Below are 12,641 nucleotides of genomic sequence, written 5' to 3' on the forward strand. Positions count from 1 at the left end.
CGACGGAATGTTCGAAGAAGAACGCCGCCTTTTCAACGGCGCGCTCACCAGAGCCAAGGATGTACCTCACCTAATGTCCCATGCAGTTCGTCCGCTGGCCGGTGGCCGCGCCGCCCTCCTCAGCCCCTCCTCATGCCATCTTGAAATTTCACCGAAGCGGCATTCGCAGCTTTGGGCGATTCCTGTTCGCATCCGGGTTCAGGTCCGTGGCGATGCGTTCCCCGCTTTTTTGGAGTGTGGAGGGGAGGATGTTCCAGTTCGTCGCGGCCCATGAGGTGTTGCCATTGGAAAACCGGATCTTGACCTTGAATTCGTGGGCTCCCGGAGATGGCTTTGGAGGGGCGAGCTGCCAGATCGCTCCGGGATTGTCTCCTTTCAACGTGCCGGAGCGGGATGTTTGGAGGTAGCGTTCGGTGACGTCTATTTCGTCGAGGAAGATTTTCTCGATCGTCACATCCGCCGGTTTCACCCCGTCGATGCGGATCGCCGGCTCGATGGTCTGGGATTGCAGGAAATCACCGGGCGCGGGCAGGATGCGGACGACCGGCACGAACAGCGAGTCATCCATGGCCACCTTGGTGATTTTGGCCTGGAGAGGGACCGGACCCATGATGGACAGGATGCACCAGTCGAAGGACTTGAGATCGGGAAACTTCGGAGGCAGCGCGGTGGAAGGAAGGGCGGTCGCGGTGAAGTCCGTTCCCTGGATGAACATCGTGTTGGCGGCCAACCAGGGATCCGGGCAAAGAATCTCCTCGGCCCCCACCACGTAGTCGTCCCATCCGGGGCTGCTTTCCGAGGCGTTGTAGTCGTTGGAGGTGGCGATGTAGTATCCTTTGGCGGGAGCGGCCTCCAAAGGGATGTTGGCGAGGTTCACGATCATTCCATATTTGGGGACCTTGAAGCGGTATTCGCCGAATTCCTCGGCGTCGTGAGAATCCTTCACTTCCGGATCGAAGGTGTATTTTCCCGTGATCAACGTCCCCGCCTTGAGCTGTTCCGCGAACCTGGGATTTTGGGTGCCTCCTTCGATTTTTGCCTCAAAGCTGACGGTAACGGTATTGGCCTCCAAGGCGGCCGCGGAAAGTGATAGGGCGAGCACGGGTAACAGGGAATTCATGATTTGCAGCAGTGGCTAGATCAACTGCCTGCTGATAGGTAGGGCCGCGTGGGAAGGCCAGAACAAATTCAAAGGTAGCGATTGCCGTTGTCCGCAATCCCTTTTGCCATTGGTTCTCCCCGGTCGTGGTGGAAAAGCAGATGTCTTCGGAGAATGGCAGTGCCGAGATCCAAGAACGGCAGGTTTTTGCTATTTCCTCCGTCGGCCCAGCAGAAACGGCGTGAGTCCGATTCCCAGGAGGACCGGTCCCGATGGCTCAGGGACAGTCTGAGTGCCGACGATGATTCCTCCGTCGGAGGACGCGCTTTCAGTGACCACGAGTTCGCCGCCGGAGACGGAAACCTTGGCCCAGCCGAATATGTCGTTGGCCTCCATGGTGGGGGATGCGAGCTTGCCGGTGCGTTGGCTCCAATAACCGATGTAGGCGTTTTGACCGCTGCCGATAGTGAGCGTATTGCCTGCGCCGAAACCCCCAAGCGTGGGCTTTGATGATGCGTTGAGGTAAGAGAGTTCTTCGCCGGACGTGACGCTGAAGAGTCCGTAGAATCCCGCGATGCCCCGATAGACGAACTCGAATTGGAAGGCGTTTGAGAGCTTGTTGATCTCTACCAGGACGAAGCCATTCGGTGATTGGCTCAAAGTGAACGATTGTCCAAAAGGGGGATAATCCAAAATCACCGCATCGTTGATATAAACAGCGGCCTCTGTTCCGGGTGTCATCAGGGCGCACAGGACGGGAAGCAGATGGGAGGGTTTCATAATGAAATGTTTCTGTCTGATGGAGATTACGACGGGGCGACGGTTAGGGTGATTTCGCCGGATGGCGAGGAGATTTTTCAAGAGCCCGCCAGCAGTTAGCATCTCCTCCGCACCAGCACGACCGATGCGAGCCCGATCGCCAGCAGCGTCGATCCGGAAGGTTCCGGAACCACGATAACGCTTGAGAATGCCAGAGTGTTGCTGGCCCAACTCGCTTGTGGTCCGGATGCGGGCGTGGCGGAGCCGAAGAGGGTGAGAAACGATTGATTCTTGATGACCAAGTCTCCGGTCGGTTTCATGGGGGGAGGATTTTCGGTGATGGAGTGGGTTTGAGAGAAATCCAGTTTTCAGGGAAGGGGAGGAATGTCCAGCAGTCAGTGAACTGGAATGGAGGGGCCGCCGATGCCGGCATTTCCTCCCCAAACAAGGAGGTGGACAGGCGTAAGAATCCGCCGCCAGATTGCGTTTCCGATTTTCCTCATGAAAACCATCCCCACACTCCTCGCGCTGGCTGCCAGCGTTACTCTCACTCAAGCGGCTGAAAAGAAGCTGTTTAACGGCAAGGATCTCACCGGTTGGAAAGGCCAGTCGGAATTCTGGAGCGTCAAGGACGGCGCCATCACCGGCACGACCACCAAGGCGGTGCCCGTGAAGGAAAACACTTTCCTGATCTGGGGCGGCGAAGTCGGCGATTTCGAGCTCCATTTCAAATACAAGATCGTCGATGAAAACGGCAAGGCCGATGGCTTCGGAAACTCCGGCGTGCAATACCGCAGCAAGGTGGTGAAGCCCGAGTATTCCGTCGTTTCCGGTTACCAGGCGGATTTCGAGGTCGGCAAGACCTACAGCGGCATTCTCTATGAGGAAAAGGCCCGCGGCATTCTCGCCCAGCGCGGCCAGAAGGTCGTCATCCACGAAGGTGATGCTCCGGACAAACCGAAAATCGAAGTCACCGGCGAGGTCGGCAAGTCCGATGAAATCCAGGCGGCGATCAAGCCTGCCGATTGGAATGAATACGTGATCATTGCGAAAGGCGGACATCTCCAACATTTCATCAACGGCAAGCAATCCGTCGATGTCACCGATGAGACCGCAGTCGGCGCGAAGACCGGGGTCCTCGCGCTTCAGCTTCATGCGGGCAATCCGATGACCGTCCAGTTCAAGGACATCGTCCTCAAGACCGACAAGTGAAATTCATGATCGCCCGGCTCTTCCTCCGTGCCAGCTTCGCGTGGATGGCGCTTTCGCCGCCAACCGCTCTGGCTGCCGGTGGCGGGGCTGCGGCGTATTTGAAAAAACCGGATGCGTGGTTTGCCGCGCCCGAAGCGAAAAAGATCGCCGCCAACATTCTGTCCTATCAGTCCGACCTCGGCGGCTGGCCGAAAAACACTGACACGGTTGATGTGATCTATCAGGGGCCGCGCGGAGATCTCCATCCGACCTTCGACAACGGCGCGACCACCGACGAACTGCGTTTCCTCGCCCGGTGTTTCAATGCGACCAAGGAGGAAATTTACGGCACTTCGTTCAATCGCGGGCTGGGTTACGTTCTTAAAGCGCAATATCCGACGGGTGGTTGGCCGCAGTTCTATCCGCCGAGCAAGCAATACCACCGGCACATCACCTTCAACGACGGCGCGATGGTCCGCCTGTTGGAATTTCTCCGCGAGGTCAAGAAATCCGCCGCCTACGATTTCGTCTCCGTCAAGGATCGCCAGGCTGCGGGGGAAGCCTTCGACAAGGGCATCGTTTGCATCCTAAAATGCCAGATTCGCGTCGATGGCAAACCGACTGTTTGGTGTGCCCAGCACGATGAGTTGGATTTCAGTCCGCGTCCGGCGCGGGCGTTCGAGCTGGCTTCATTCAGCGGTTCCGAGTCAGTCGGCATCACCCGGCTTCTCATGAGTTTGGAAAAGCCCGGTCCGGAAATCGTGGCTTCCGTCGATGGTGCTGTTGCTTGGTTTGAATCGGCGAAATTCACCGGCATCCGCATTGAGAACCGACCTGATCCTGCCGCGAAGAAAGGAACGAATCGTGTGGTGGTCGAGGATGCCTCGGCACCGCCGTTGTGGGCGCGCTTTTATGATTTGAAAACCGGAAAGCCGTTTTTCTGCGACCGCGACGGGATTCCCAAGTCATCGATTGCGGAGATTGGCGATGAGCGCAGGAATGGTTACGCGTGGTATGGCAACTGGCCGCAGGGGCTGTTGGAGAAGGAATATCCAGAGTGGAAAAAGCGGAATTGTTAGAGAGTTTCGGATGCCTCTTGACGGGATATCCACCGTTATTTCTAATCGCGGCAAGATGTCCAACATGAACATTCAAAAACCGTCACGGGCACTCGCCGGGATTCTCGTCGCCGGTCTCGCGTTTTCCTCCGCTGTTTTCGCGGATTTCAAGGGCGGTGACACGCTGAAGACGGTGATCGCCTCGAACTGGTATTATTCACCCGGCGGAGGCGGCACCTTCGAGAACGGAAATTCGCGGCTCGATTTTCTCGTGAAAACTCCCGCAACCAACAACTCAGCGTTTCTCACGTGGAAAGTGAACGAGGGCAGCCCCAGCCAGAACTGGTATGTCCAAGCGGACGCCTATCTGGATCTCATTCGGTTTCCGGTCAATGGCGACGGAATGGAGCTGGGACTTGGCATCGTGCCGAGTGAAAACAATGGTCCGCGTGGCCTCACACTTGCCTTGAATCGCAACCGGAACAACAACGCTGACGATGCGGGAATATCGGTGATCAATTCTCAGGTGAGCGAGTGGGAAGAGCGGACCACCGCGGGCGCCGCCCAGTTGCGCCTGCACTACGACAAGAACTCCCAAACCATCACGCCGAGTTGGAACGTCGGCAGCGGCTGGAAATATGGTGCTCCCCGGGATTTGGCCACCTGGGACATGAAGCCCTCGGAAACATTTCGGGCCTTTTTGTTCGCTAGGAGTGGAGTTGCCGGGAGGTGGAGCGCATGGATCGTTCCCGGCCAGGCCTATTTCAAAAACTTCAAGGTGGGCAACGCCGCGCCCGAGATTCTGGTGGCGAAAGGTGCATCCGAGCTTCAGGATAAAAAAGGGACTGTGTTGTTCGGTGCCGCGAAGACGGGTGTCGGAAAGGTCACCAAGACCTTCCGAATCCGGAATGACGGGACTGCGGTGCTAACGGGATTGAATCTATCGATTATCGGCGGGCAGGCAGGGGATTTCGCGTTTTCGAATATCGGTAAAAAAAGCCTGGCTCCTGGAGACTCCACGACTTTCAAGATCGCCTTCCAACCCAAGGCCTCGGAAGTTAGGAATGCCACGGTTTTTCTCACCAGCAATGATGCGGACGAATCCTCATTCGAAATCAAGGTGAGTGGTCGTGGCGTGAAGTGATCGGGCAACCTCTTCAGGTGTCGTCCAGCATTCCCTTGAGACCGCCGAAGAAATTTTCCAGTTCGTCGGTGCTTGGGGCCGCGCCGAGGATGTCGTCGTAGGTGGTGTGGAGCAGATGCTCGTCGTCGAGCTCGCCGATGAAACTGCTGGGCTGACAGCCGGTTTCCTGTCCATATTTGATACGGGTGGCGCAGTAAGTCATGGTAAGCTGATCCTGCGCGCGGGTGATGCCGACGTATAACAGGCGGCGTTCCTCGTCCTTGGTGCCTTCCGCGATGGAGCGGGTGTGGGGAAGGAAGCCCTCCTCCAGGCCGATGAGGAAAACGATGGGGAATTCGAGGCCCTTCGACGCGTGAAGCGTGATGAGGGTGGCACCCTGCTTTTTCTCAAGATCTTCTTCTTTTTCCGACGCGAGCGCACTGTGGTCGAGGAAGGATTGGATGGTCTTCTTGGGGCCTTTTTCGAGGTGCTTGCGGAGGCTGTCGATGACGCTGTAAATTCCTTCGCCGCGCTGCTGGCGCTCGCTGTCGGTTTTGCAGGCGCGCTCGATCCACGGGATGTATTCGATTTGCTTGATCAGCGAGTCGAGAACATCGGCGGGGTTTTCCTTCGCGATTTCGATCCGGTTTTTCGCGCCGGCGATGGTGGCGACGAACTCTTGGACGGCATTGGCCGCCTTGGGGCCTAACTGGTCGGTGAAATTCGGATCGCACAACGCCTGCCAGACGGATTCGTGGTGCTCGCGGCTCCAGTCGGTGGCGAGCACGGCGGTGGATTGGCCGATGCCACGGTTGGGCGCGTTGAGGACGCGGAGCAGCGGGACGTCGGCTTCGGGCGAGGCTAACAATTGAGCGTAGGCCAGCACGTCGCGAACTTCGCGGCGGTCGTAGAAACTTTGCGCGCCGACCATGCGGTAGGGGATCTTGCGCTCGCGGAAGGCGAGTTCGAGCTTGCGGCTCTGGCCATTGGTGCGGAACAGGATGGCGAAATCCTCCCACTCGCGGCCGACGGCGCCTTTCTCCGCGAGGATTTCCTCGGCGATGAATTCCGCTTCCTGGTCATCGCCGGGCATGGCGACGATGCGCACCGGATCGCCGTCCTTGCGGGTGGAGCGGAGGATTTTCTCGCGGCGGCCGATGTTGTGTTTGATCAGGCTGTTAGCGGTGTGCAGGACGGCATGGGTGGAGCGGTAGTTTTCCTCCAGCCGGATAATTTTCGGATCGGGGAAGAATTTCTCGAACTGGAGGATGTTCGCCACTTCCGCGCCGCGCCAGCCGTAGATCGACTGGTCGTCGTCGCCGACGACGCAGACATGATAGTTCGGCGGGCCGACGAGCTGTTGGAGAAGCTGCATCTGGAGCGCGTTGGTGTCCTGGAACTCGTCCACCGTGACGCGGGTGTAGCGCTGGCGGAACATGTCGCGGACGTCGGCATGCTCGCGCAGGATTTTTTCACCGAGGAGGAGAAGGTCGTCGAAATCCACGGCGTTCTGCGCCCGGAGCTCGTTCTGATAGGCGAAGGCGAGCGTGGAGAAGAAATCGTCCTCCATGTCCTGCGGTTCGACGCCTTTATTCTTTGCCTTGGAAATGGCGGAAAGCACTTCATCGGGTTTGACCTTGATGTCCGCGCCGCCCTTGCGGACGAGGAGCTGTTTCATCATGCCGGTCTGGTCGGAGTGCGAGCAGATGGAGAAATTCTTCTTATAACCGATTTTCTCGATGCCACCGCGCAGGATGCGGACGCAGAGCGAGTGGAAGGTGCATACGGTCATGTCTTCCGCCGCTTTTTTCGAAACCATGCCGCCGATCCGCTCGCGCATTTCACTGGCGGCCTTGTTGGTGAAGGTCACGGCGAGGATCTCGGAGGCCGGGATCCGCTTTTCCAACATGTGGGCGATCCGGCAGGTGACGGTGCGGGTTTTGCCCGTGCCCGCGCCGGCGAGCAGCATCACCGGGCCGTCGAGAGCGCCAACGGCTTCGCGCTGGGCTTGATTCAGGGAGTCGAAAGAAAACGAGGAAGCCATCGGCGCGCGGATGGAAGCGGGGAAGGGTGGCGATGGCAATACCGGGAATGTCGCGGCATCGCAAACACGTCGGATTTCGCGTCCCACCCGAATTGGGGAGGCGTAGATGCTGGCGGATCCGCGGGCAGTGTTCATGATCGGCAGTGATCCTTGGAGACTAGCTCCAAGTCCGAGTCATTTACGGGAAACTCCAGCGCTGGCCTTGCAATCTCTGCCCGACAGCACAAGTTTATAACTTGGAGGATCTTAACTCGTTCCCCGTCAAAACCCAACCCAGCGCAAACCCATGAAAACCCGATTCGCTTCCCGGCTCCTCACCAAGAGCATCTTCCCCTTACTCGCCCTCGGCGCGTGCGCCGACATCACGTATTCCCAGACCACACGCACGTGGGATGGCGGCGGCGTTGCAGGTACGAACATGGACGCGGCGGTCAACTGGAGTGGCGACGTCGTTCCCGGCAGTGGTGATACCGGGCAGTGGGATGGCACCGTTGGCGGGGCGCTCTCGCTGATCTACACTGCGACAGGCACCGGAGCGAGCCTCACTGCGGGCAGCGGATTTTTCCTGAACATCCTCGGCACGCAGACGGGTTCGCTGACGATCAACGAGGCGAGTGGCACAGTGGGGCTGCGACTCCAGAACCTCACCGTCGCCAGCGGCGCGGGTGCCCTCACTTTTGGCGGCACTGCGGGAGCGGATATCCTGACCTTGGGTGCCGCCGCCGTGCCGAACCACACGTGGACGAACAGCTCGTCGAACCCGGTCACCTTTGGTTCCGATGTCCAATTCGGTGCCGGTGGTGGCGTGACACACGGTCTGACCCTAACCGGCACCGGAACTTGGAACGTGAACACCAGTCTGATCCGGAACGGCTCGGGCACCATCAACGTGATCAAGGACGGCGCGGGTACGCTGAATCTTGGCAACGTCAATGCCCTCGGAAATGCGGCATTCACGATCCTTGCCGGGTCGCTCGATAGCCCGGGCGGTGCGCTGATAATGACCAACACGACGCAAAGCTGGAACGGTGATTTCACCTTCATTGGTACGAACAGCCTGAACTTGGGAACCGGCACGGTGGCGTTGAACGCAAGCCGTCAGGTGACCGTGACGGCCAATACGCTGACGGTGGGTGGTATTGTCAGCGGGACTGGCTTTGGTCTCACCAAGGCCGGCGCGGGCACCCTCACCTTCACGGGCGCGAACACCTACAGTGGTGGCACGGTCATCAATGGCGGCAAGTTGATTGGCACCGCCAACGGATTCAACGCGGGTTCCATTACCATCAATGCCAGCGGAACCTTGACCTTCACTGGCGCCAATCAGACCACCACCAGCACGCTTACGGGCTCCGGCGCGATTCTCAATGACACGGCCAACACCATCGTCATCACCGGCGACCATACCGGGTTCACCGGCACGTTTACCCATAGCGCGGGCGCTAACAACACCCAGTTCAACTCCGCGGTGGCGGGAAGCCAGAACGCTTCCTACTCCATGCTCGCCGGCGAGGCCATCCTCGCCGCCAACGGTGATTACACGGTGAAGTTCGGCTCGCTTTCCAGCAGCTTGGGCCAGATCACCCGTGGCGGCAACACAGCAACCGGAACAACCACCCTGGAAGTCGGCAATCTCGGGACCAGCACCACGCTCTCCGGGAGTCTGAACAACGGCGCGACGAAGGTGATTGCGTTGACCAAGGTGGGAGCCGGCACGCTGACCCTCAGCTCCTCGAACACTTACACTGGCGCGACAACGATTAACGGCGGAACGCTGCAAATCGGCAACGGTGGCTCCACCGGCGCACTGTCCGCCACCACCGCGATTGCCAACAACGCAGCGCTGGTGGTGAATCGTTTTGATGCGTTGACGATGGGCAATGCGATCTCCGGCACGGGCACCCTTACCAAACAGGGGGGGGACATCCTCACGCTCAGCGGTGCTAACAATTACAGCGGTCTGTCCACGATCAGCTCGGGCAACCTGACTTTTGTCGGTTCCTCCACCACTGGCAGCATTTCCGTGGAGGACTTCACTACTCTGGGTGTAAAGGTCACGAATGTCGGCAACAGCGTTCTAACAAGCACGAACAATCCCAGTGTGACTTTTGGGACGGCGGATGCCACCAGTTTTGTGGTCGACTTTAACAATCTCGCGAATCCGACCGTGGCGGTCGCTAACCTGGGCACCGGTGTGGTGACCTTGAACGGCGTGGTCGACGTCTCACTCGCGAATCCGAATGCGCTGACGACGACACCGAATAACACGACACTCAAGCTCGTCAGCTACGGCTCTAAGGTCGGTTCCGGCTCGTGGAACCTGACGACCCCTTCCGCCGGGCACACGACCTTTGCACTCAATCCAACGGCGACAGCCTTGTATTTGAACGTCACCGCCAATCCGGTGACGTGGACCGGCGCACTCAGCGAAGCTTGGGATGGCCAAACGTTGGGATCTCCGAAAAACTGGAAGCTGCCGAACAACTCGCCGACGGACTTCATCAGCGGTGACACAGTACAGTTCACCAACACCGCGAGCAGATTCACGGTGGACATCACGGGAGACGTCGCTCCGGGTATTGTGAACTTTTCCAACACCAGCAATGCTTACACGATCGGTAGTACCTCCGGCTTTGGCATCACGTCCGGCTTGATGAATCTGAATGGCAGCGGCACCGTGACGATCAACAACAGCAACAGCTACACGGGCGCGACTACGATCAACGGCGGCACCCTCACGCTGAATGGCTCGCTAACAGCCTCGGCGGTTACGCTCGCCGCCGGTACGCTCAATTTGAACAGCAACACCGCTCTCGGCAGCGGCGCGCTCACGATCAACAGCGGTACGCTCGACAGCACCGCCGCGGGCGTCGTCCTCTCGGCGAATACAGCCCAGAACTGGAACGGCGACTTCGCTTTCGCCGGGACCAACAACCTCGACATGGGCAGCGGCGTGGTAACCCTCGGCGGCACGGGCGATCGGACCGTCACCGTCGCGGGAACACTAACCGTCGGCGAGATCAAGAGCGGCGCCGCGCAGGGCCTCACCAAGCAGGGCTCGGGCACGCTCGTGGTGACCAGCGATGGCGCCAATACCGCGGGCAGTGTCGTCAACGGCGTCCTGAACGTCGCGGGCGGAACTTTGCAGATCAACCGCCCCAGTGGTGTCACCGGCGATTTTGTCGCAGCGGGTATCATCGGCGGCGGCAACATCACCAACGGTGCCGCCACGGGGCGCTGGATCTTTTCCAATGCAGCCGCCGGCACGTTCAACTTCTCCGGCACGCTTTCCAACGGAGCTGCGGGTATACTCGGCTTCAACAAAGCCGGTGCCAGCACCCAGACGCTCTCGGGCAACAACACCTACTCGGACACGACCACGGTCGGCGGCGGAACGCTCATCCTCACCGGCACGAACAGCCTCTCCGGTCCGACGAACATCACGAGCGGTACGCTCAGCATCACCGGGACGAACTCGGCCGGCGGGGCTGTCACCGCTACCGGCAGCATCGGCAACCCTGCGATTCTCAACCTGCAAAACAGCAACGCACTTGGCACCAGCGTTGTCACCGCCGCCACCCGCCATGGGGGCGTCCAGTTGCAGGGTAATATTGTCCTGCCGAGCACCGTCACCTTCATTACCAGCAACGACGGCACTACCAGCGCCGCCGTGCCCTACGCCATCGGTAATATCAGCGGCAACAACACCATCAACGGTACCATCACATTGACGAGCGGCGGAGGAGGTTCGATCATCCAATCTGATAGCGGCTCGCTGACGCTGGCGGGCAACATCACCATCGCCGCCGCGCAAACCTCGCGCGGCATCATCCTGCAGGGCGCATCCACCGCTGCGAACACGTTCAGCGGCGTGCTGTCCGATCTTAGCGGCGCCTCGGTCGCCAGCATCACCAAGAACGGCACCGGCACTTGGACGATCGCCGGTGCGAACACCTACTCCGGCGTTACCGCCGTGAATGCGGGAATGCTGATCGTCAGCGGAGATTCCCCTGCCGCCACCGGCACGGTGACCGTCGCTACTGGCGCGACCCTTGGCGGCAACGGTGACTTCGGCGGCGCGCTGGTGGTTTCCGCAGGCGCTCATCATGCGCTCGCCGTGGCCGCCACGCCGGGTGCTCAAGCTGTCCGTGAGGTGGCATCGCTCGATCTGAGTGCCGTCGGCGATATCCTCGACCTGACCGCCGCCGCCACGCCGGCGGCCGGCAGCTACACGCTCGTCCACACCACCAGCGGCACCATCACCGGCCAGACCGCTGGCACTCTCAATGACACCGTCGTCAATCTCACCGGTCTCAGCGGCACGGTCGCTGTCGTCGGCGGCGACTTGGTGCTCACCGTGGGCAGTGCCTCGCCCTTTGGCACTTGGATTGCCGGTTATCCGTCGATTCCAGTGGCCGACCGCGATCCGGGCGACGATCCGGATGGCGACGGCCATACCAACATGGTCGAGTTCGCTTTGGGTGGCACGCCGAACAACGGCGGTGACAATGCCAAGATCTACTCGATTGTGGCGGACAGCGACTTCGATGGGGACGCCCTCAAGGAACTGTTGCTGACCATCGCGGTCCGCACCGGCTCCGGAACCTTCACCGGTGCCACCTCGAAGAGCGCGCTTTCGGACGATCCCGCCTACGGCTACATCGTGGAAGGCAGCCTCAACCTGACCACCTTCGGCGAAACCGTGAACGTGGTTCCCACCGCGGTGCCGCCCGTCGGGGTCACGTTGCCCACCGATTACACCTGGAAAACTTTCAGTCTTAACGGCTCCAACGGAGTTGCTGACAAGGGCTTCCTGCGAGTGCTCGTGACTCACTGAAGCAGCGGTTGAGATCGAAAATTCCGGCCCCGTCCGCCCTCGCGCGGTCGGGGCCTTTTCGTGGCGATCCCGTCAAACGCCCCCCCCATCGCGGACCCGCCTCGGTGAAATGGATCTCATCCCGTTTTCCAAGGTCGGTCTCGGGCGCTATCCCCCTATTTTCCGCGCTCGCCCTCATTGTGAAATAACCCACTTTTGCCTTGCCAAGACGGGGTCGATCCCTAGTTTGCCCGTCCCATGCCAAGAGTCGGAGGAAAAGCAAAAACACGGAAAGCCGTTGCCAAGCGTTTCAAAGTCACTGGAACAGGGAAAATTCTACGTCGCAAACAAGGGGCCCGCCACTTGTTGCAAGGCAAGAACAGCAAGCGCAAGCGTCGTCTTGGGCAAGCTGCACTCGTCTCCGACGCTGACCTTAGAAACGTCAGAGAGAATCTTCCTTTTTCCCGTTAAACTGGAAATCGCAGCAACGAATAATAGTCCCGTCCGCTTATCGGACGGCCTTTACACAGCCTGATCCCGCGAGGGAGACA

Annotated in this window: 9 protein-coding genes; 5 read left to right on the plus strand and 4 right to left on the minus strand. The window is 59.6% G+C overall.

Going from position 1 to position 12,641, the window contains the following annotated elements; all coding sequences use genetic code 11:
- Positions 1 to 148 precede the first annotated feature (148 nt).
- The 3 genes from ABIQ96_RS18235 to ABIQ96_RS18245 all read right to left on the minus strand — a co-directional run bounded on the left by ABIQ96_RS18235 (position 149) and on the right by ABIQ96_RS18245 (position 2,178).
- A complete protein-coding gene (locus ABIQ96_RS18235) occupies positions 149 to 1,120 on the minus strand; it encodes a hypothetical protein (protein ID WP_348216060.1) in 972 nt (323 codons plus the stop codon).
- A 189-nt stretch (positions 1,121 to 1,309) separates the two neighbouring features.
- Positions 1,310 to 1,879: a PEP-CTERM sorting domain-containing protein gene (locus ABIQ96_RS18240; RefSeq protein ID WP_348216061.1), complete on the minus strand. Its 570-nt coding sequence runs from the start codon at positions 1,877 to 1,879 to the stop codon at positions 1,310 to 1,312.
- Positions 1,880 to 1,974: 95 nt separating this feature from the next.
- The gene (locus ABIQ96_RS18245) at positions 1,975 to 2,178 is read right to left on the minus strand and encodes a PEP-CTERM sorting domain-containing protein (protein WP_348216062.1); all 204 of its coding nucleotides are present in this window, start codon (positions 2,176 to 2,178) and stop codon (positions 1,975 to 1,977) included.
- Positions 2,179 to 2,359: 181 nt separating this feature from the next.
- Between ABIQ96_RS18245 and ABIQ96_RS18250 the strand changes: the two genes are divergently transcribed.
- From ABIQ96_RS18250 to ABIQ96_RS18260, 3 genes are all read left to right on the plus strand, one after another.
- Positions 2,360 to 3,070, plus strand: a complete 711-nt coding sequence (locus tag ABIQ96_RS18250) for a DUF1080 domain-containing protein (RefSeq protein WP_348216063.1) — start codon at positions 2,360 to 2,362, stop codon at positions 3,068 to 3,070.
- Between the two features lie 5 nt (positions 3,071 to 3,075).
- Positions 3,076 to 4,128, plus strand: a complete 1,053-nt coding sequence (gene pelA, locus ABIQ96_RS18255) for a pectate lyase (protein ID WP_348216064.1) — start codon at positions 3,076 to 3,078, stop codon at positions 4,126 to 4,128.
- 64 nt (positions 4,129 to 4,192) lie between these two features.
- Positions 4,193 to 5,251 (plus strand): choice-of-anchor D domain-containing protein, encoded by a 1,059-nt coding sequence (locus tag ABIQ96_RS18260; RefSeq protein ID WP_348216065.1) that lies wholly within the window; start codon positions 4,193 to 4,195, stop codon positions 5,249 to 5,251.
- 13 nt (positions 5,252 to 5,264) lie between these two features.
- Here the strand turns inward: ABIQ96_RS18260 and ABIQ96_RS18265 are convergent, their stop codons facing one another.
- Positions 5,265 to 7,409, minus strand: a complete 2,145-nt coding sequence (locus ABIQ96_RS18265) for a UvrD-helicase domain-containing protein (RefSeq protein WP_348216066.1) — start codon at positions 7,407 to 7,409, stop codon at positions 5,265 to 5,267.
- 151 nt (positions 7,410 to 7,560) lie between these two features.
- Between ABIQ96_RS18265 and ABIQ96_RS18270 the strand changes: the two genes are divergently transcribed.
- Both ABIQ96_RS18270 and rpmI read left to right on the plus strand, forming a co-directional pair.
- Entirely contained in the window at positions 7,561 to 12,111 is a 4,551-nt protein-coding gene (locus ABIQ96_RS18270) for an autotransporter-associated beta strand repeat-containing protein (RefSeq protein WP_348216067.1), read from the plus strand.
- Between the two features lie 237 nt (positions 12,112 to 12,348).
- Entirely contained in the window at positions 12,349 to 12,561 is a 213-nt protein-coding gene (gene rpmI / locus ABIQ96_RS18275; protein ID WP_348216068.1) for a 50S ribosomal protein L35, read from the plus strand.
- Positions 12,562 to 12,641 lie beyond the last annotated feature (80 nt).

Source organism: Luteolibacter sp. (assembly GCF_039920825.1).
In the GTDB taxonomy this organism is placed as follows: domain Bacteria; phylum Verrucomicrobiota; class Verrucomicrobiia; order Verrucomicrobiales; family Akkermansiaceae; genus Luteolibacter.